The sequence below is a fragment of the Nonomuraea sp. NPDC050227 genome (assembly GCF_044459705.1).
GTDB lineage: Bacteria > Actinomycetota > Actinomycetes > Streptosporangiales > Streptosporangiaceae > Nonomuraea.
Genome location: NZ_JBITJF010000001.1, coordinates 245,680 through 265,219, shown reverse-complemented (window position 1 = coordinate 265,219; position 19,540 = coordinate 245,680). Strand labels below are relative to the sequence as shown.

Here is a 19,540-nt window from a genome sequence, read left to right as displayed (position 1 = left end):
GGCTGTCCGCCTCTGTCCGCTTCGCCACTGCGCTGGCTTCGGCTGCGCGACACCTCCGGGTGAGCGCAGGCGTCCGCTGCGGGCCCTCTCCGCCGCTGCGTCGGCGTCCGCCGCGGACACCCCTCCGTCTCCCACGCGGGTCGTCCCCGCGTGGAGGCGCGCCGCCGGCGTTCGCCGGGGGCACGCCCGTTTGCCGTACGGACGGGCGTCGCCGGCGGCCGCCGGGAGAGCCCTTCCGACCACCGCGTGGACGGGCGTCGCCGGGGTGTGTTCGTTGCCGCGTGCCTGGTCCGGAGGTTCGCGTCGGTAAAGGGGGGCTGCTAGTGTGGCGATGGCCTCCGCGGGTGATTCCCCAGGCGAGACCCAGGTGGCATGATCGGATTTCGGTTGTCGGAGGTTCCTGGGGCATACTGGTAGCACCCCACCCGATCAGGTGAGTTACTAATGTGCTCCCAGCTTCGGGTATCCTCTACGGGCCGGGAGTTTCCGGCCAAGGCGGAGTAGCTCAGTCAGGCAGAGCAAACGGCTCATAATCGTTGTGTCGCCGGTTCAAGTCCGGCCTCCGCTACTACCCAATCCCAGGTCGGTCGGCCTGGGTACGGGTGTGTCCATGTCCCGAACGTAGAAAGGCACTCCCAAGTGGCTGCCACCGACGTTAGGCCGAAGATCACGCTGGCCTGCCAGGAGTGCAAGCACCGCAACTACATCACGCGGAAGAACCGGCGCAACGACCCGGATCGGCTTGAGCTGAAGAAGTACTGCCCGAACTGCCGCTGCCACCGCGCGCACCGCGAAACCCGCTAGCGGTACTTCTGCCTCCATATCGCACAACCGGCGTCCCGGACGGGGCGCCGGTTTGTCGTGTTTTCACTGCTTTGAGGCGCCTTCTTAGGCGCTGACCCGGGTCCCGGCAAAAAGCACGCCATGAGCGGCGACAGCCGAACCTTGTTCTGTTACCGTCTGCCTCAGCAGCGCTCGTTGAAGACATACGAGGGAGCACTGATGGCCTTGAACCGTGACTTCGTGGGCAGGACCTATCCATCCGCCGCCCCGTACGAGGTCAGCCGGGTGAAGATCAAGGAATTCGCGGCGGCGATCGGCGACAACAACCCGGTCTACCGCGACAGGGAGGCCGCCAGGGCCGCCGGATACCCCGACGTGATCGCGCCGCCCACGTTCCCCATCGTGTTCAGCCTGCAGGCGGGCGGCGAGGCGCTGGTCGACCCCGAGCTGGGCCTGAACCTGGCGATGGTGGTCCACGGCGAGCAGCGGTTCGAGTACGTCAGGCCCGTCTGCGCGGGCGACGAGCTGGTCACCACCGCGACGATCACCGACATCAGGAGCGCTGGACGCAACGAGCTGCTGACGATCAGGAGCGACGTGACGACGGTCGCCGGAGAGCCGGTCTGCACGACCTACAACACGATCGTCGAGCGCGGAGGGGCGGGCTGAGATGGCGGCCACGGTGAGGTACGACGAGGTCGAGGTCGGGCAGGAGCTCCCGGTCGTGGGCTACAACGTCCGGCGGCTGAACCTCGTCATGTACGCCGGCGCCTCCGGCGACTTCAACCAGATCCACTGGAACGAGCGCTTCGCCCGGACGGTCGGGCTGCCCGACGTGATCGCGCACGGCATGTTCACGATGGCGCAGGCGGGCCGGTTCGTCACGGACTGGGCGGGCGATCCGGGCGCCGTGCTGGATTTCGGCGTGCGGTTCTCGTCGATGGTGATCGTGCCCGACGACGACCAGGGCGCGACGATCTCGGTGAGCGGGGTCGTCGAGGAGAAGCTGGAGGACAAGCGGGTGGTCGTCGGGCTGACGGCCAAGGCGGGCGACGCGAGGGTCCTGTCGAAGGCGCGTGCGGTGGTACAGCTCTCCTGATCCCGTGATATGTCGGGCGGGTCGCGGGTAGCCCGTGTTGTTATGAGTGAAGTTCCGCGACAGGTCTGGCCCACCGTCCGTTCCATCCCCGTGTCGTCCGTGACCGATGCCAAGCCTCCTGCTCACCTGCGTCCCGCGTCCCCTGAACAGGTGGGGGGCAGCAGCGGCACCGGACGGGACACCACGGGCGGTTCGGCCACCGGCGTCGGCACGGGCCGCGCCCGGCCCAGGGGCGCGGGCGCGCACGGGAACCCCGCCGCCGCGCTGGGCTTCTCCGGCGACCCCGGCCAGCACGGCGACCCCGACGACACGATGCTGCACGCCCAGCGCGTCTGGGACGGCACCCTCGCCACGAACCGCATGGACGACCTGGGCGTCAACACCGAACGCCAGCGGGTCGAGACCAAGGACGTGACGGTCTCGGCCGGGCTGCTCGTGGACGGCCGGCCCGGGGACGTGCTGGAGTGCGTCCAGTCGGTGATCGAGCACACGCGCGCCCGGATCCTGGCCCTCGACCTGGGGAACGTCGACGGCGCGGGAGACGTCCTGGACGAGCTGGCCCAACGGCACCCGGAGCGGATCGTGGTGTGGCACGTCGCCGAGACCTCGCGGGCGGCCGGGGGCACGGCGGGGTGGGGAGAAGGTCGTACCAAGCTGCTGCGGCTGGACGAGTCCGAGGTGCACGTGCTGATGGAGACCTCGCTCGCGCTGACGGGGGACGCCTTGACGCCGCTGGTGGCGGCCATCGTGGAAGGGGCGGTGGCGGCGGGGTGGCAGGCGGCCGAGGCCGAGGAGCCCGGCAGGGTGGGGGCGTTGCGCTGCGACCTGATGGCGGTGCGCAGGTCGGCGGCGCTGGGGGCCTTCCCCGAGGGCGCGGAGCGCGGCGAGGCGGCCGACCTGGAGTTCTCCCGCGCGCTGGAGGGCGGCCTGGTGGTGCCCGAGGGCCCCCTCCCGGTCCACCGCCTCGGCTCCCCCCACCACCACGACCAGCCCCTCCACAGCTGACCCCCGCCTCTGCCCCGTGGAGCCGATCGGCAGCGTCGGCGCGGGCGCGTGCACGGGCGGGCGGGTGGCGGTCCGGGCCGGAGGAGGCTGCTGAGCGTGAGTGGTGGTTCGGGGCGGTGTTGTGGGGGCTGGGGGGCTCATAAGCTTGGGGGCCATGGAGATGCTCGCGTCGCACACCACCCTGGGCCTGGGCGGCCCCGCCCGCGACTTCGCCGAGGCGGTCACGGCGGAGCAGCTGGTGTCCCTCGTCGCCGAGGCCGACATGAACGGGGTGCCGACCCTGGTGCTCGGCGGCGGCAGCAACGTGGTGATCGGTGACGAAGGCTTCGACGGCCTGGTCGTCAAGGTGGCCACCGAGGGAGTGACGGTCTCCAGGGACGGCGAGCAGGTGCTGCTCACGGTCGAGGCCGGCCAGGACTGGGATCGGCTGGTCGAGCGGGCCGTGGCCGAGGGGTGGTCCGGCATCGAGTGCATGTCCGGCATCCCGGGCCTGGTGGGCTCGACGCCGATCCAGAACGTCGGCGCGTACGGCCAGGAGGTGGCGCAGACCATCAGGTGCGTGCGGGCCTACGACCGGCTCACCCGGCAGGTGGTCGACCTGGAGGCGCGCCAGTGCGGGTTCTCCTACCGCGACAGCGCGTTCAAGCGGGACCTGTCGCGGCACGTGGTGCTCGCCGTGACGTACGCACTGGACGTGTCGGACATGTCCGGCCCGGTGGCCTACCAGGAGCTGGCCGGGCGGCTCGGCGTGGAGCTCGGCGACCGCGTGCCCCTCGGGCCGGCCCGTGAGGCCGTCCTGGGGCTGCGGCGGGGCAAGGGCATGGTCTTCGATCCGGCGGCCGACCCCGACAGCCGCAGCGCGGGCTCGTTCTTCACCAACCCGATCCTGACCGCCGAGGAGGCCGCCGAGCTGGCCGGACGCGCTCCCGGCCACCCCCGCTGGGACATGCCCGACGGCCGCGTCAAGGTGCCGGCCGCCTGGCTGATCGAGCAGGCGGGCTTCCCCAAGGGCTACGAGCGCGGCCCGGTGCGCATCTCCACCAAGCACACGCTGGCCCTCACCAACCCCGCGGGCGCCGCCTGCACGGCCGACCTGCTGGGGCTGGCCGTGGAGGTCCGCGACGGGGTGCGGGAGAAGTTCGGCGTGACGCTGGTCAACGAGCCGGTGCTGGTCGGCTGCACACTGACGGCCGAGCCGATGTCCGAGGCGGGGGAACAGCCGGCGGAATGACGGCTCTACGTGGGCTGTTATGGTGTGTTGGTAATTCCGAAGGGGAGTAGTCCCAATCGTGTGATCGACATACTGGCGCGTGATCGCGCCCGGTCACACGGGCCTTGACGGGCGGACGAGACCTTCGGCCTGGCAGTCATGGACAAAGACGCTGCCGGGCCGAAAGTCGTGCCCGAAGATCCCCCGGGTGCCTGCTTCCGGTCTGGTCGCGGGAAAGAGGACCGGTTGGAAGCGTTCTGGATCAGTCTCGCGGTCATTTTCGTGGCCGAACTCGGTGACAAGAGCCAGCTCATGGCGATGACGTTCGCCACCCGTTTCAAGCCCTGGCCCGTGCTCGCGGGCATCACCATCGCCACCACCGTCGTGCACCTGCTGAGCGTGGCCGTGGGCGGGCTGGTCGGGAAGGCGCTGCCGACGACGGCCATCTCGATCGTGGCCGGCATCGCCTTCCTCGGGTTCGCCCTGTGGACGTTGCGGGGCGACGAGCTGACCAAGGAGGAAGAGGACAAGGCCCGCAAGACGACCAGGAACGTCCTGGTCGCGGTGACCGTGGCGTTCTTCCTGAGCGAGCTGGGCGACAAGACGATGCTCGCCACGATCACCCTGGCCACGCAGCACGGCTGGGTCGGCACGTGGATCGGCTCGACCGTGGGCATGGTCGCCGCCGACGCCCTGGCCATCCTGGTGGGCCGCCTGCTCGGCAAGCACCTCCCCGAGAAGGTCATCCGGTACGGCGCCGCCGCCGCGTTCGCGGTGTTCGGCGTCATCCTGCTGGTCGAGGCGCTGATCTAGCGGCGCGGCAGCCGTTCGTGGACGTCGGCGAGCAGGCCGAGCACGGACTCGCGGCGCTCCCGGGCGAAGGCGGCCTCCACCGCCCGGGCCGCGGGCCCGTCGCCGAGCCAGGCCAGGACCTGGGCGTGGGCGGGGGCGTCGCGATCCCAGAAGGCGTTGGTCAGCCGCCGCCCGGACAGGCCGTCGGTGACGAAGTCGCGCAGGTGGGCGATCGCCGCCTCGCTCTCCAGCCCGGCCCAGGCGTCGAGGAAGGGCGCCAGGTCGACGCCGGTGGCGGCGACGGCGCACAACACCGTGCCGGCCGGCGGACGGGACGGATGGCGGCGCAGCGTGCCGAGCCACCACTCGTGCAGGAACGCGGTGACGGCCGCGCGTTCGCCGCCCGGCCAGCCGTGCCAGCCGGCGACGGCCAGCTTGCCGAGGACGATCTCCGGGTCGGGGTAGGAGAACGCGTCGGCCGCCGCGCATTCGAGCAGGCGCGGCAGGAAGTAGCGGAAGGCGGGGACGTCCCCCCACGTGGTGAGCGCCTTGGCCGCGTAACGGGCCAGCGAGCCCGCCTCGATCGCCGAGACCGGGCCGGACAGCAGGCACGCCTGCTCGCCCGGCTCGACGCAGTGGGGGCAGCCGGGCACGCTCGCGGGCCTCGCGACGGCTCCGAACACCTCGTAGAGCCGCCCGAGGGTCGTCGCCGTCAGTCGAGGGTGAAGTAGTCGGGGCCCGCGTAACGGCCGGTGGCGAGCTTCTGGCGCTGCATGAGCAGGTCGTTGAGCAGCGAGGACGCGCCCAGCCTGAACCAGTCGGGGGAGAGCCAGTCGTCGCCCGCCGTCTCGTTGACCAGCACCAGGTTCTTGATGGCGTCCTTGGTCGTGCGGATGCCGCCGGCCGGCTTCACGCCCACCTGGCGGCCGGTGGTGTCGCGGAAGTCGCGCACCGCCTCCAGCATGATCAGGGTCACCGGCAGCGTGGCCGCGGGGGACACCTTGCCGGTGGAGGTCTTGATGAAGTCGGCGCCCGCGATCATGGCCAGCCAGGACGCCCGGCGCACGTTGTCATAGGTCGCCAGCTCGCCCGTCTCCAGGATCACCTTCAGGTGCGCGGCGCCGCAGGCGGCCTTCACCGCGACGATCTCGTCGTGGACCTTCATGTAGTCGCCGGACAGGAACGCGCCGCGGTCGATCACCATGTCGATCTCGTCGGCGCCCGCGGCCACGGCCAGCGCCGTGTCGCTCACCTTGACCTCCAGCGAGGAGCGCCCGCTGGGGAACGCGGTGGCGACCGAGGCCACCTTGACCCCCGACCCGGCCACCGCCCGGACGGCCACCTCCACCATGTCGGGATAGACGCACACCGCCGCCACCTTGGGGGCGCCGCCGCCCGGGTGCACGGCCTTGGTGCACATGGCCCGCACCTTGCCCGCCGTGTCGGCGCCTTCGAGCGTCGTCAGGTCGACCATGGAGATGGCCAGGTCGATGGCCTGGGCCTTGGCCGTGGTCTTGATGGAACGGGTGCCGAGCATGGCCGCCCGCTGGTCGGCGCCCACCCGGTCGACTCCGGGAAGGCCGTGCAGGAAGGCGCGCAGCGTCGCGTGGGACGAGGCGACGTCCGCGAGCGAGGTAGTCACAGTTGACACCTTCACAGCATCGCCGACCAGGGCCACTACCTCCAAACCGGACGGACGGGAACGCCGCCTAAGGCGTGGCGGGCCCCGTCCTAGGTATGTCCGGCCCCGCGTACGCCCGCAGATAGGTCATCCACCCGATGTGGCGGGCCGGGCCTTAGGCCGAACATTGAAGATGTCAGGGAAAAGCAGCAAATGTTCAGGAGAACACGATGAACCCCGAACTCGAGTACGAGCTCATGAAGTCCCACGCCAGCGAGCTCCGGCGGGCCGCCGCCGAGCACCGCCGAGTACGCGAGGCCATGAAGGGAAACAAGGCCGAGCGTCGCTCGGTCTTCGGCAAGCTCCGTTCGTCATGACCGCCCCCAGAGAGCCCGGCCGCGTCATCAGTTGTGGCGGCCGGGCCTCTGAACCCCCTTGAAACCCCGTCGAAACTGATTGATAGGGCATGGCATGCTGAACGACATGCTGGGACGTTCGGTGAGTCCCGTCTTCGTCGGGCGGGCGGAGGAGCTCGCCGCTCTCGCAGAGAGCTTCGACGAGGCACGTAAGGGCACGGTGACGGCCGTGCTCATGGGCGGGGAGGCTGGGGTCGGCAAGAGCCGGCTCGTGCAGCGCTTCGCCGAGTCCTGCATGGCCGACGGCGCGCAGGTGCTGGTCGGCGGTTGTGTGGAGCTGTCGGCCGAGGGCCTTGCCTACGCGCCCTTCACCGCCGCGCTCAGGCAGCTCGTCAGGGAGCAGGGCCCCGCCGCGGTGGCCGCGCTGCTGCCCGAAGGCGCCCAGCGAGACCTGGCCAGGCTGCTGCCGGAGTTCGGCGAGCCCAGCGGCGACGGGGAGACGGAAACGGGCCGTGCCCGGCTCTTCGAGCAGTTTCTCACCCTTCTCGAACGCCTCGCGGACAGCCGCCCCACGGTCCTCGTCATCGAGGACATCCACTGGGCCGATCGCTCCAGCCGCGACCTGATCGCGTTCCTCAGCCGTAACCTGCACGCCCCGCAGGTGCTCATCGTCATGACCTACCGCTCCGACGACCTCCACCGGCAACATCCGCTCCGCCCCGTGCTGGCCGAGCTCGGCCGGGTGAACGGCGTCCACCGTCTCGACCTGCCCCGCCTGTCGCGCGACGAGGTGGCCGCGCAGATGGCCGGCATCCTCGGCTCCGCGCCGGAATATGTGAAGGTCCAGAAAGTCTACGAACGCAGCGAGGGCATCCCGCTGTTCGTGGAGGCGCTGCTCGACGGCGGCGAGGACTGCACGTTCCCCGAGTCCATGCAGGACCTCATCCTCAGCGCCGTCGAACGGCTGCCCGAGGACACCCAGCGCGTCCTGCGCATGGCCGCGGCCGGCGGCAACCGGGTCGGCCACGCGCTGCTGGCGGCCGTCAGCGGGCTGTCGGAGATCGAGCTGGAGGCGGCCCTGCGTCCCGCCATCGCCGGGAACGTGCTGCAGATCGCCGACAACCGCGCCTACGTCTTCCGGCACGCGCTGATCCAGGAGGCCGTGCACGAGGAGTTACTGCCGGGGGAGCACCAGCGCCTGCACTCCCGGTACGCCGAGGAGATCTCCAAGGACCGCTCGCTCGTCCCGCCCGGCCGCGCCGCCGTCGAGCTGGCCCACCACTGGTACGGCGCCCGCAACGACCTCTGGGCCCTGGTGTCGGCCTGGGAGGCCGCGCAGAAGTCGTTCAAGGCGTACGCCTACACCGAGGCCGTGCCGCTGCTGGAACGCGTGCTCATGCTCTGGGACCGGGTCCCCGACGCCGCCCGGCGCATCGGCGTCGACCACACCGCCGTGCTCGAACGCGCCTCCGAGGCCGCGAACGCCGGCGGCGAGGTGGACAAGGGCGTGAAGTTCGTCAAGGCCGCCCTCGCCGAGCTGGACGAGACCAAGGAGCCGGGCCGGGTGGCCCAGCTCATCGTGCGGCAGGCGTCGTTCAAGGCGTCGAAGGGCCAGATGGGCGTCATCGAGCTGCTCCGGCACGCCCTGCGGCTGGCGCCCGAACCGGGCCCGGTGCGCGCGGAGGTCGTCATGCCGCTGAGCAGGCAGCTCATGCTCCGCGGCCAGATCACCGAGGGCGAGGAGCTGATCCACGAGGGCCTCGACCTGGTCAGGCGGTCCGGCGACAAGTGCCTCGAAGGCGACCTGCTGATGAACCTGGCGCTCGGCCACTCGCTCAGAGGCGAGCTGGAGCAGGTCATCGCCGTCAACGAGCAGGCGATGGCACTCGGCAAGACCGAGAGCTCGGGCCGCATCATCATCAGGGCGATCGGCAACAACATCGACTCCCTCATCGACATGGGCCGCGCCGAGGAGGCCCTGCGCCTGTCGCAGGAGGGCTGGGAGTACGCCAAGAAGTACGGCAGGCTGCGCGGCAGCGGGCTGTTCATCCTCAACAACTGGGCCGAGGCGCTGGAGTCGCTCGGCCGCTGGGACGAGGCGCTCGACCTCGTGGACAGCGCGCTCAACTACGGGCCCGTCCTGCGCACCCAGTACGCGCTGCTGCGCGTCCGGGCCGACATCGGGCTGGCCAGGGGCGACCTGCAGCGCGTCGAGGGCATCCTGTCGGAGATCGGCGTGCTGAAGGACCGTCCCGAGGACTTCGTCCAGGACGTGATCAGCAACGCGCGGCTGCACATCGGCTGGCACCTGCTCAAGGGCGAGCCGTGGGCGGCGCTGGCCGTGGCCGAGCGGGCGTTGTCGCATCCGAGGCTGCCGAGCAAGGCCATGCTGGGCTGGCGGCTGCTCTCCCTGTTGCGCACGGTCTGCGACGCGGCGGAGGACCTCGAACCCGGCCGGACCGCCGCGGTACGGGCGCACGCCGCGGAAGTGGCGGCCGAACTGACGATCAGCGGGCCGGTGGCGGAGGCGTACCGGCTGTCCTACAGCGGCGACTTCGACGCCTCGGCGGCGGCGTGGGAGCGGCTGATGCGTCCGCACAACCAGGCCAAGGCGCTGCTGCGGGCGGCCGGCGTCGCGGCCAGGAGCGGTGACCGGGAGGGTGCGGCGTCCCGCCTCCGGCAGGCGCGTCCGCTCGCCGCCGCGCTGCGCGCCACCCCGCTCGCCGAGGAGATCGAGGCGCTGTCGCGGCGCGTGGGCGGCGGCCCGCAGGCCCAGGAGACGCCGTCGGAACTGCTGACGCCGCGTGAGCTGGAGGTGCTGCGCCTGGTGACCCAGGGACGCACCAACCGCGACATCGCCGCCGAACTGTTCATCTCGGCGAAAACCGTCAGTGTGCACGTCTCGAACATCCTGGCCAAGCTGGGTGTCACCACGCGCGGAGAGGCCGCCGCGGCGGCGCATCGGCTGTCACTCCTGTCCTAGGAGCTCCGGGCCCCTCTGAGCACTCGGACCGACCGTCTACGCTGGCAAGGTGATGTCCCTATACCTCACCCTGGCGTGACGGCGATGTTCGACTACGCACCCGCGCCAGAGTCGCGCGACATTGTCGATCTCAAGCCGTCGTACGGGTTGTTCATCAACGGTGAGTTCGTGGACGGCTCCGGCTCCCCCTTCAAGACGGTCAACCCGGCGACGGAGGAGAAGCTGGCGGAAGTCGCCTCGGCCTCCTCCGACGACGTCGACCGGGCCGTGCAGGCGGCGCGCAAGGCGTTCGGCGTGTGGAGCGCCCTGCCGGGCGCCGAGCGGGCCAAGTACCTGTTCCGCATCGCGCGCCTGATCCAGGAGCGGGCCCGCGAGCTGGCCGTCCTGGAGTCCCTCGACAACGGCAAGCCCATCCGCGAGTCGCGCGACGTCGACCTGCCGCTGGTCGCGGCCCACTTCTTCTACTACGCGGGCTGGGCCGACAAGCTGGCCTACGCCGGGTTCGGAACCAAGCCGCTCGGCGTGGCCGGGCAGGTCATCCCGTGGAACTTCCCGCTGCTCATGCTGGCCTGGAAGATCGCGCCCGCGCTGGCCTGCGGCAACACGGTGGTGCTCAAGCCCGCCGAGACGACCCCGCTGACCGCGCTGCTGTTCGCGGAGATCTGCCAGCAGGCCGAGCTGCCGCCCGGCGTGGTCAACATCGTGACCGGCGCGGGCGACACCGGCGCCGCCCTGGTGGCCCACCCCGACGTGAACAAGGTGGCCTTCACCGGCTCGACCGAGGTCGGCCGGATCATCGCCCGCGCGGTCGCGGGCACCGACAAGAAGCTCACGCTGGAGCTCGGCGGCAAGGCCGCGAACATCGTGTTCGAGGACGCCGCCGTCGACCAGGCGGTCGAGGGCATCGTCAACGGCATCTTCTTCAACCAGGGCCACGTCTGCTGCGCGGGCTCGCGGCTGCTGGTGCAGGAGTCCGTCCACGACGAGCTGCTGGAGTCGCTGAAGCGGCGGCTCGGCACGCTGCGGCTCGGCGACCCGCTCGACAAGAACACCGACATCGGCGCGATCAACTCGGCCGAGCAGCTCGCCAAGATCCGCGAGCTGTCCGAGGCCGGGGCCGACGAGGGCGCCGAGCGCTGGTCGCCCGCGTGCGAGCTGCCCGACCGGGGCTACTGGTTCCCGCCCACCCTGTTCACCGGGGTCGCCCAGTCCCACCGGATCGCCCGGGAGGAGATCTTCGGGCCGGTGCTGTCCGTGCTGACCTTCCGCACCCCGGCCGAGGCCGTGGAGAAGGCCAACAACACCCCGTACGGGCTGTCGGCCGGGGTCTGGACCGAGAAGGGCTCGCGCATCCTGTGGATGGCCGACCGGCTGCGGGCCGGGGTCGTCTGGGCCAACACCTTCAACAAGTTCGACCCCACCTCGCCGTTCGGCGGCTACAAGGAGTCGGGGTACGGCCGTGAGGGCGGGCTCGCCGGGCTGGAGGCCTACCTTGACGTGTGATCATCGCCGTGCCGGGCGGTCCGGGCGGCGTGCCCAGGCCACCCGCGGGCATGCCTTCGCCCGCGCCGGCCGGCCCGTACGCGTCGGCTGGTACGCCCACCGCTGCGGCGTCAGCAGGTGCGGCCAGGTGTTCGCCCCGGTCCAGACGTCGCAGGAGTCCACGTGGAGAGGTCGGGGCGATGAGTAGGTTGTCCGTCAGAAAGACCTACAAGCTGTACATCGGCGGGGCCTTCCCGCGCTCGGAGAGTGGGAGGTCCTATCCCGTGACCTCGCCCAAGGGCGACTTCCTCGCCAACGCCTCGCGCGCCTCGCGCAAGGACGCGCGCGACGCCGTGGTGGCCGCGCGCAAGGCGTTCCCCGGCTGGTCCGGCGCGACCCCCTACAACCGGGGGCAGATCCTCTACCGCGTCGCCGAGATGCTGGAGGGGCGGCGCGGGCAGTTCGCCGAGGAGCTGGGCCTGGGCAAGAAGGCCGCCCTTGAGTCGGTGGACGCGGCGGTCGACCGGCTGGTCTGGTACGCGGGCTGGTCCGACAAGATCACGGCGGTGCGCGGGTCGGCGAACCCGGTGGCGGGGCCGTACCTCAACCTGTCCTCGCCGGAGCCGACCGGGGTCGTGGCCGTGGTCGCGCCCGCCGATCCGCTGCTCGGGCTGGTGTCCGTGGTCGCGCCGGTGATCGTCACCGGCAACACGTGCGTCGTGGTGGCCTCCGAGCCCTCGCCGCTCGCCTCGATCACGCTGGCCGAGGTGCTGGCCACGTCCGACCTGCCGGGCGGGGTGGTCAACATCCTGACCGGCCAGCAGGCCGAGCTGGCGCCCTGGCTGGCCGCGCACATGGACGTCAACGCGCTCGACCTCACCGGGGTCGAGGACGCCGACCTGGCGCTGCGCTGCGAGCAGGAGGCGGCCGAGAACCTCAAGCGGGTGCTGCGTCCGGTGCGCGAGGACTGGACGGCCGATCCGGGGCTCGGGCGGATGACGCGGTTCCTGGAGACCAAGACCGTCTGGCACCCAGCGGGCGTCTAGAAGAAGCCGGGCCTCTAGGAGAAGCCGGGCGGGCGTAGCGGCGGGTGGGCCGCCTGGAGCTGGGCGGCCAGGGCCAGCAGGTGCGGCTCGCCGCCCGGCGGCGCCACGAGCTGCACGCCGATCGGCAGCGCGCTGGAGTGCGTGGCGACCGGCACGGCCATCGCGGGCCAGCCGCACAGGTTCCACGGGCCCGTGGTGGGCGCGTACCTGACGTTGGCCAGCAGGTTGGGCAGGAGGCCGCGCCCGCCCCAGCGGTCGGCGCGCGGCGGCAGGGCGGCGAGCGCCGGCGTGATCATCACGTCGGCGTCGCCGAACCAGGTGTCGGCGCCGTAGCCGCTCCAGCGTTCGCGGCCGCGCCGGCCGTCCAGGCCGATCCTGGTGAGCACGCGGCCGGCGCGGGCGAGCGCGCGGGTGCGGCGTTCCAGTCCGTGCGGATCGAGACCGTCCGCGGCGGCGGCGGCCCGGCCGAGCCAGGTGGCCACGGCGGCGGGGCCGAGCCAGGCGGGCAGGCGGTGCGGGTGCTCGACCACGGTGTGCCCGGCGTGCCGCAACGTCTCGGCGGCCGCGCGCACCGCCGCCTGGAACTCCCGGTCCACGGGCAGGCCCGGCGGCAGCGGCTGAGGGGCGTAGGCCACCCGCAGGTCGAACGGCTCCGGGCTGTCCTGCGGCGGTTGCGGCTCCCACACCTCGTCGTCGTCGGCCCAGACCGAGCGCAGCATGCGCGGCTTCGGCTCGACCCGGTGGCCGGTACGCCACGCCTCGGCCAGCGCCGGGTCGGCGGCCAGGACGGACAGCGCGAGCGACAGGTCGGCCGCGGTCGTGGCGAGGGGGCCGTTCTCGGTGAGGCCGTCCCAGTCGTCGGCGGGCGGCGGGACCAGGCCCGTTCCCGGCTTGACGGCCAGCACGCCGCAGCAGGCGCCCGGGATGCGCAGCGACCCCATGCCGTCGTTGCCGAGCGCGATCGGCACCATCCCGGCCGCCACCGCCGCCGCGCTGCCCGAGGACGAGCCGCCGGCGGTGCGGGCGAGGTTCCAGGGGTTGCGCACGACGCCGTACGGGCTGTCGCCGAAGCCGACCAGCCCCAGCTCCGGCAGGTTCGTCAGCCCGACGATCACCGCGCCCGCCGCGCGCAGCCGGGCCACGGCCGGATGGTCCTCCCGGGCGGGCGCGCCGGACGTGGCCGCCGAGCCGCCGCGGGTGGGCTCGCCGGCCACCTCCAGGTTGTCCTTGACCGCCACCGGCACCCCGGCGAGCGGCAGGTCGGCCAGGTCGCGGCGGTCGCCCACGGCCCGCGCCTCGTCCATCGCCTGCTTCCTGACTAGTCGGAAGGCGCCCACCCGGGAATCCCGCTCGGAGATGCGGTGAAGGTGCTGCTCCACGACGGTCGTGGCCGTGACGTCGCCGCGCCGGACGGCCGCCGCGATCTCGATGGCGGTCCTGCCTGCCCACAACATGTCTAGAGTGTGCAGGTTTTCACTCTTCCTTGCGAGAGCCCCTGCCGGGCTCCCGCCCGGCCTCCTTCAGCGCCAGCCGCAGCGCGAACTCGATCTGCGCGTTGATGCTGCGCAGGTCGTCGGCCGCCCACTTGGCGATGGCGTCGTAGACGGCCGGGTCGAGGCGGAGGAGGAGCTTCTTCCGCTCAGGCATACAGACTGCCGGCGTTCACCACCGGCTGGGTCGCCCGGTCGCCGCACAGGACGACCAGGAGGTTGGAGACCATCTGGGCCTTGCGCTCCTCGTCGAGCTCCACGACCCCCTCGGCGGCCAGCCGGTCGAGCGCGAGCTGGACCATGCCGACCGCGCCCTCGACGATCCTGGTGCGGGCGGCCACCACCTGGCTGGCCTGCTGGCGCACCAGCATGGCCTGGGCGATCTCCGGCGCGTAGGCCAGGTGGGTGATGCGGGCCTCCAGGATCTCGATCCCGGCGAGCTCGGTGCGCTCGCGCAGCTCGGCGGTCAGCTCGCCGGCGACCTCGGCGCCGTCGCGCAGGCTGGTGCGCTCGGGCTCGTGCGAGTCGTACGGGTGGGTGGTCGCGAGGTGGCGCACGGCGGCCTCGGACTGGATCGCGATGTACTCCTCGTAGTCGTCGACGGAGAAGGCGGCCTTGGCCGTGTCGGTGACCTTGTAGACCACCACCGCGGCGATCTCGACCGGGTTGCCGTCGGCGTCGTTGACCTTGAGCTTGGCGGTCTCGAAGTTGCGCACCCGGAGGCTGATGCGGCGCTTGGTGGTGAACGGCGTCACCCACTGCAGGCCCGCCACGTTGACCGTGCCGACGTAGCGGCCGAGGAACTGCACGACCTTGGCCTCGTTGGGGTTGACCACGGTGAAGCCGGAGGCCACGAGCGCGAAGAGCACGATCCAGGCTATGCCGAGCGTCTTGATCGAGACCAGCGCCGCGCCGCCCAGCAGGAGGAGGACAAGCAGGACGAGGAATCCGTTGACCCGGAAAGCACGACGTTCCATCGCGACTCCTTGCTATCGAAGTGATATCACCATGATAGCCATATAAACTCCATGCGCGTGAACGGATCCTCACTTGCCCTCCGCCAGCGCTCGCTGGGTGACCCTTCGATCGAGTTCCCGCTGTCCCCGCCGCTCACCAGGGGCTGCCCGCGCACCAGCACCGCCGAGATCGCCTATCCGGTCGAGGTCGTCTACGACTACGCGGGCGTCGACAAGGGGCTGTTCGACCAGGAGCCGGGGCCGGACATCGCGCGGTGGTCGCCGCTGCTGCCGTCCCTGGAGGCGCCGACGCTGGGGGAGGGCGGGACGCCGCTGCTGGAGTTCGACGGGATCTACGTCAAGGACGAGTCCCGGAACCCGACCTGGTCGCACAAGGACCGGCTGAACCGGGTGGCGGTCAGCGCGGCCCTGGCGGAGGGGGCGGCCGGGGTGGTGGTGGCCTCGTCCGGCAACCACGGCGCCTCGGCCGCCGCGTACGCCGCCCGCGCCGGGCTGCCGGCCATCGTGCTGGCCTCGGCGGACTCGCCGGCCGGCGTGCAGGCGTTCGTGCGGGCGTACGGGGCCAAGGTGTTCTCCGTGCCGGCGGAGGAGCGGTGGCCGCTGCTGCGGGAGGTCGTGGACCGGCTGGGCTACCACCCGGTCAGCAACCAGACCGTGACCCACACCGGCCACCCGTTCGGCCCGGAGGGCTACAAGACGATCGCGTACGAGCTGTTCCTCCAGCTCGGACGGGTGCCCGCGGCGGTCTTCGCGCCCACCGGGTACGCCGAGCTGCTGTTCGGGACGTGGAAGGGCTTCACCGAGCTGCGGCTGCTCGGCCTGGCCGGGGACGTGCCGCGGATGTTCTCCTGCGAGCCGGCCGCGGGCGGCCCCAACGCGCGGGCCCTGGCCGAGGGCTCACCCGCGGCGGTCGTCGAGCTGGGGGCCAGCCGGGCCTACGGGATCGCGGGGTCGGTCGGCGGCCACCGGGGCGTGCTGGCGGTGCGCGACAGCGGCGGCGAGGCGGTGCTCGTGACGGACGACGAGATGCGCGCCGCCCAGCGCGACCTGGCGCGGCAGGGCATATGGCAGGAGCTGTCGGGGGCGGCGGGCCTGGCGGGCTACCGGAAGCTGCGCCGGGACTTCGACGGGCCGGTGGTGTGCGTGGGCACGTCGAGCGGGTTCAAGGACATGGGGGTGGGCGAGGCGGCCCATCCGGTCCGCACCGGTTTGACGGTGGCCGACCTGACGGACTGATCGCGCCCGGTCTGTCAGGGCTTGAGCAGGATGCGGAGGGGGCCGAGGGTGGTGAAGCCGTGGGCGAGGGCGGCCGACGGGTCGCTCTCGTAGCCGACCAGCGGGCGGCCGGGGAACAGCTCGGCCGCCATCGCCACCGTGCCCTCCCAGGCGGCGGACTCGTCGCAGCCCGAGGCGAAGACGTTCGAGACGCCCGTCACCGTGCCGCTCGCGCTGAGCGCCGCGCCGCAGACCACGTCGGCCCCGATGCGGCCGCACACCAGCCGTACGTGCGGCTCGTCGAGCAGCGCGGGCGGGAACAGGCCGGGCGCGCCGCCGGAGAAGCACGCCTGCGCCCACTCCTCCAGCGCCCTGGGGTCGGCGGCCACCTCCCACACGATCGAGTCGCCGGTGGCCGCCCGGAGGGGACGCTCGGGCGCGCCGGGCGCGGGCCGGGCGATCCACTGGGCGGTGAACAGCACGTCGAAGCCCGGCAGGTCGAGCGTGCCGAAGCTGTCCTTGACCGAGGCGCCCGAACCCGCGTCGATGTAGCCGAGCACGTCGGCCGGCCCGGCGTCGGGGGAGAGCGTGACGGCGTCGGGGTACAGGACGGGCGTCCTGGCCGGGTTGGTCCAGGCGAGCGGCCCGAAGACGCCGGGACGGCCATGCGCCCGGCACATCGTGTCGCACCAGGCGGCGTTGTCGCGGACGGCTTCGTCGATCAAGGTCTGCTCCGGTTGACGCGGCGGGTCGGCGGCGCGGTGAGCGGATCCTCCGGCCATGGGTGCTTAGGGTAGCGGCCTCTCAGCTCGGCCCGTACGGACCGGTAGCCCTCGCGCCAGAACGAGGCCAGGTCCGCGGTCACCGCCACCGGACGGCCCGCCGGGGACAGCAGGTGGACCAGCAGGGGGACGCCGGCGATCCGCGGCGTCTCCTGCCAGCCGAACAGCTCCTGCAGCTTCACCGCCAGCACCGGCTGCTCGCCGGAGTAGTCGATCCTGATCTGCGAGCCGCTGGGCACCTCGACGCGTTCGGGGGCCACGTTCTCCAGGCGCTCGCTCCACGGGATCAGGCGGCGCAGGGCGGCGGCCACGTCGATGCGTTCGACGTCGGCACGGCGGCGGGCCCTGGACAGCTCCGGCTCCAGCCACTGGTCGGCCAGGGCGATCAGGTCGTCGGTGGCGGGCCACGGGGGGCCGATCGCGCGGTGGGCGAAGGTCAGGCGGTCCTTGAGGTCCTTCGCCTGTCTCGTCCAGGTCAGGAGGTCTTCGGTGCGCAGGCCGTGCAGGATGGCGGGGCGCACGTCGGCGTCCTTGAGCGGCGTGGCGGACAGCTCGATCGCGCCCAGGCGCTCGACCATGCGGGCCGACACGTCGCCGCGCCGCTCGCCCGGCGGCACCCGCCAAACGACCTCCTCCTCGACCGTGACGGGCAGGGCCAGCCGGGCGATCTCCTCGTCGATCACCACGGCCTGGCGCACCCGGGCCGAGGCCGAGCCCGTGGGCCGGTCGGCGACGGCGATCGCCAGCCACGGCGCGGTGGACAGCCTGGAGCCCTCGGCGAGCTGGGCCTGCGTGCCCGACGCCATGAGATAGCCGCCGCCGCGCCGCCGCGCCACCCGTTCCGGGAACGCCAGCGCCACCGCCATGCCGGCCAGCGCGTCGTCACTCACCTCTCGCCCGTCCGGCCCCTGGCCGGAGGCGCGGGCGAGGCGCCTGGTCTCCTGGCGCCAGCGGGCCGCGAAGCCGGTGCCGCCGCTGCGGGCCGCACGCCAGACCTCCGCGAGGTCGTCGCCCGCGTCCCTGGGCAGCTGCTCCGACAGCAGCGCCACCACCTCGGCGGCCCGCGGGCCGAGGTCGAGCAGGGCCCTGGCCAGGCGGGGATGCACGCCGGCGAGCGCCATGCGCCGCCCGCGACCGGTCACCCGGCCGGCCTCCAGCGCGCCCAGCGCCTCAAGGGTGCGGACGGCGGCCGCCATCGCGGCGGGCGGCGGCCGGTCGAGGAGGGCGAGGCCGACCGCGTCCGCGTCGCCCCAGCAGGCCGCCTGGAGGGCGAACCCGGTCAGGTCGGCCAGCGCGATCTCCGGCCGCGCGTGGTCGGCCAGGCGTTCGTGCTCGGCCGCCGTCCAGCAGCGGTACACGGCCCCGGGGGCCTCCCGCCCGGCGCGGCCGGCCCGCTGGTCGGCGGACGCCTTCGAGACCCTGACCGTGGTGAGCGAGCCGAGCCCCCTGGCGTGGTCGGTACGGGGTTCGCGGGCCAGCCCCGAGTCCACCACCACGCGGACGCCCGGCACCGTCAGGCTCGACTCGGCCACCGACGTGGCCAGCACGACCCGGCGGCCGGCCCCGGGCGACAGGACGGCGTCCTGGACGCGCGCCGGCGCCTGACCGTGCACCTGGAGCACGTCGAGGTCGCCCAGCATCCCGGCGACCCGGGCGATCTCCCCCACACCGGGCAGGAAGCACAGCACGTCGCCGTCGCGCTCGGCGTACGCCCGCCGGACGACCGAGGCCACGTGCGACAGCAGCGCCGGATCGACGCGCAGGCCGTGGGGCGGCGCGACCGGACGTTCCGGCGGCGCCCACACGGTCTCCACGGGATGGGCCGTCCCCGAGGCGGCCACCACGGGCCCGCCGATCAGCTGTGCCCAGGGGGCCGCGTCGGCGGTGGCCGAGGTGGCCAGCAGCCGCAGGTCGGGGCGGAGCGTCTCGCGCACGTCGAGCAGGAACGCGAGGGCGGTGTCGGCGTCGAGATGGCGTTCGTGGCACTCGTCGAGCACGACCGCGTCGACCCCGGCGAGCTCCTGGTCGCGCTGGAGCCGCTGGAGCAGCACGCCGGTGGTGACGACCTCGACCATGGGGTTGGCCCCGGTGTGCCGCTCGCCGCGGATCGTGTAGCTGACGCCCATGCGCCGGGCCGCCGCGCGTACGGCCAGCCGCCGGGGCTCGGCGACCAGCACCCGCAGCCCGGTTTCGGCCAGCGCCAGGGGCACGACCGTGGTCTTGCCCGTGCCGGGCGGCGCGGTGAGCACCGCCGTGCCGTGGCGCTCCAGCGTGGCGAGCAGCTCGGGGAGCGCGTCGTGGATCGGCAGCCGGTCAGGCGGGGGCATGCGAGGCCGACAACACGGAGTCGAGCAGGCCGGGGAAACGTTCGTCGAGGTCGCCGCGGCGCAGGCTGATGTACTTGAGCCGGCCCTCCTGCTTGGAGACGATCACGCCGGCCTCGCGCAGCGAGCGGTAGTGGTGGGACGCCGTCGACTTGTGGACGCCGAGATGGTCACCCGCGGCGGTGCACGTCATCTCGCCGAGAGTGGCCAGGCGGACCACGATCTCCAGCCGGACGGGGTCGGCGAGCGCACGCAGGACCTCGGTGAGCTGGATGTCCTCCTTCGCGGGGTGCGGTAGCAGGCGCATGGTGGCACCCTACCTCGCTCTGATTGTTTGACAACTATCCAACTGTAATGACAGTTTGATGCCCGTCC

Annotated in this window: 19 protein-coding genes and 1 tRNA gene; 12 read left to right on the top strand and 8 right to left on the bottom strand. The window is 72.5% G+C overall.

The genetic code is table 11. The features are described from left to right. The first annotated feature begins 494 nt into the window (after nt 1–494). From ACIBK9_RS01510 to ACIBK9_RS01480, 7 genes are all read left to right on the top strand, one after another. A tRNA-Met gene (locus tag ACIBK9_RS01510) sits at nt 495–568 on the top strand. 71 nt (nt 569–639) lie between these two features. Then, nucleotides 640–804, top strand: a complete 165-nt coding sequence (rpmG, locus tag ACIBK9_RS01505; RefSeq protein ID WP_019632658.1) for a 50S ribosomal protein L33 — start codon at nt 640–642, stop codon at nt 802–804. A 198-nt stretch (nt 805–1,002) separates the two neighbouring features. Then, nucleotides 1,003–1,452 carry a MaoC family dehydratase N-terminal domain-containing protein gene (locus ACIBK9_RS01500; RefSeq protein ID WP_352320994.1) on the top strand — a complete coding sequence of 150 codons (450 nt, stop codon included), beginning with the start codon at nt 1,003–1,005 and terminating at the stop codon, nt 1,450–1,452. Between the two features lies 1 nt (nt 1,453). Further along, nucleotides 1,454–1,882: a MaoC family dehydratase gene (locus tag ACIBK9_RS01495; protein ID WP_352355751.1), complete on the top strand. Its 429-nt coding sequence runs from the start codon at nt 1,454–1,456 to the stop codon at nt 1,880–1,882. Between the two features lie 150 nt (nt 1,883–2,032). Then, nucleotides 2,033–2,887: a hypothetical protein gene (locus ACIBK9_RS01490; protein WP_397154327.1), complete on the top strand. Its 855-nt coding sequence runs from the start codon at nt 2,033–2,035 to the stop codon at nt 2,885–2,887. Between the two features lie 154 nt (nt 2,888–3,041). Continuing rightward, the gene (locus ACIBK9_RS01485) at nt 3,042–4,118 is read left to right on the top strand and encodes a UDP-N-acetylmuramate dehydrogenase (protein WP_397154325.1); all 1,077 of its coding nucleotides are present in this window, start codon (nt 3,042–3,044) and stop codon (nt 4,116–4,118) included. A gap of 225 nt (nt 4,119–4,343) precedes the next feature. Beyond that, the gene (locus ACIBK9_RS01480) at nt 4,344–4,910 is read left to right on the top strand and encodes a TMEM165/GDT1 family protein (protein ID WP_352355745.1); all 567 of its coding nucleotides are present in this window, start codon (nt 4,344–4,346) and stop codon (nt 4,908–4,910) included. On the opposite strand, the gene ACIBK9_RS01475 is transcribed toward ACIBK9_RS01480, so the two are convergent. Then, entirely contained in the window at nt 4,907–5,572 is a 666-nt protein-coding gene (locus ACIBK9_RS01475; protein ID WP_397154323.1) for a hypothetical protein, read from the bottom strand. The two genes, ACIBK9_RS01480 and ACIBK9_RS01475, sit on opposite strands and share 4 nt — an antisense overlap. 29 nt (nt 5,573–5,601) lie before the next feature. Then, nucleotides 5,602–6,531, bottom strand: a complete 930-nt coding sequence (gene deoC, locus ACIBK9_RS01470) for a deoxyribose-phosphate aldolase (RefSeq protein ID WP_352355741.1) — start codon at nt 6,529–6,531, stop codon at nt 5,602–5,604. A gap of 209 nt (nt 6,532–6,740) precedes the next feature. Here deoC and ACIBK9_RS01465 point away from each other — a divergent pair, with 209 nt between their 5' ends. The 4 genes from ACIBK9_RS01465 (at nt 6,741) to ACIBK9_RS01450 (ending at nt 12,377) form a co-directional block, all read left to right on the top strand. Further along, a complete protein-coding gene (locus tag ACIBK9_RS01465) occupies nt 6,741–6,887 on the top strand; it encodes a hypothetical protein (RefSeq protein ID WP_358289730.1) in 147 nt (48 codons plus the stop codon). A gap of 106 nt (nt 6,888–6,993) precedes the next feature. Further along, the gene (locus ACIBK9_RS01460; RefSeq protein WP_397154320.1) at nt 6,994–9,849 is read left to right on the top strand and encodes an ATP-binding protein; all 2,856 of its coding nucleotides are present in this window, start codon (nt 6,994–6,996) and stop codon (nt 9,847–9,849) included. 84 nt (nt 9,850–9,933) lie between these two features. Beyond that, on the top strand, nt 9,934–11,352 hold the full coding sequence (locus ACIBK9_RS01455; RefSeq protein ID WP_397154318.1) for an aldehyde dehydrogenase family protein: 1,419 nt from the start codon (nt 9,934–9,936) through the stop codon (nt 11,350–11,352). Nucleotides 11,353–11,531: 179 nt separating this feature from the next. Next, a complete protein-coding gene (locus tag ACIBK9_RS01450; RefSeq protein WP_352355733.1) occupies nt 11,532–12,377 on the top strand; it encodes an aldehyde dehydrogenase family protein in 846 nt (281 codons plus the stop codon). Between the two features lie 14 nt (nt 12,378–12,391). Here the strand turns inward: ACIBK9_RS01450 and ACIBK9_RS01445 are convergent, their stop codons facing one another. The 3 genes from ACIBK9_RS01445 to ACIBK9_RS01435 are packed head-to-tail and all read right to left on the bottom strand — an operon-like array spanning nt 12,392 to nt 14,844. After that, nucleotides 12,392–13,831 (bottom strand): amidase, encoded by a 1,440-nt coding sequence (locus ACIBK9_RS01445; protein WP_397154316.1) that lies wholly within the window; start codon nt 13,829–13,831, stop codon nt 12,392–12,394. 19 nt (nt 13,832–13,850) lie between these two features. Further along, complete coding sequence (locus tag ACIBK9_RS01440; protein ID WP_352321015.1) at nt 13,851–14,024, bottom strand: hypothetical protein; 174 nt, start codon at nt 14,022–14,024, stop codon at nt 13,851–13,853. Further along, on the bottom strand, nt 14,017–14,844 hold the full coding sequence (locus ACIBK9_RS01435) for an SPFH domain-containing protein (RefSeq protein WP_358289681.1): 828 nt from the start codon (nt 14,842–14,844) through the stop codon (nt 14,017–14,019). The genes ACIBK9_RS01440 and ACIBK9_RS01435 overlap by 8 nt, the downstream gene beginning before the upstream one ends. Nucleotides 14,845–14,901: 57 nt before the next feature. Between ACIBK9_RS01435 and ACIBK9_RS01430 the strand changes: the two genes are divergently transcribed. Beyond that, nucleotides 14,902–16,080 carry a pyridoxal-phosphate dependent enzyme gene (locus ACIBK9_RS01430; RefSeq protein ID WP_397154314.1) on the top strand — a complete coding sequence of 393 codons (1,179 nt, stop codon included), beginning with the start codon at nt 14,902–14,904 and terminating at the stop codon, nt 16,078–16,080. Between the two features lie 14 nt (nt 16,081–16,094). Here the strand turns inward: ACIBK9_RS01430 and ACIBK9_RS01425 are convergent, their stop codons facing one another. The 3 genes from ACIBK9_RS01425 to ACIBK9_RS01415 are packed head-to-tail and all read right to left on the bottom strand — an operon-like array spanning nt 16,095 to nt 19,472. Next, on the bottom strand, nt 16,095–16,784 hold the full coding sequence (locus ACIBK9_RS01425) for a hypothetical protein (protein ID WP_397154312.1): 690 nt from the start codon (nt 16,782–16,784) through the stop codon (nt 16,095–16,097). Continuing rightward, a complete protein-coding gene (gene hrpB, locus ACIBK9_RS01420; protein WP_397154310.1) occupies nt 16,781–19,168 on the bottom strand; it encodes an ATP-dependent helicase HrpB in 2,388 nt (795 codons plus the stop codon). Before hrpB ends, ACIBK9_RS01425 begins: the two co-directional genes overlap by 4 nt. Further along, a complete protein-coding gene (locus ACIBK9_RS01415; RefSeq protein ID WP_352321025.1) occupies nt 19,155–19,472 on the bottom strand; it encodes a helix-turn-helix transcriptional regulator in 318 nt (105 codons plus the stop codon). Before ACIBK9_RS01415 ends, hrpB begins: the two co-directional genes overlap by 14 nt. Between the last annotated feature and the right edge of the window lie 68 nt (nt 19,473–19,540).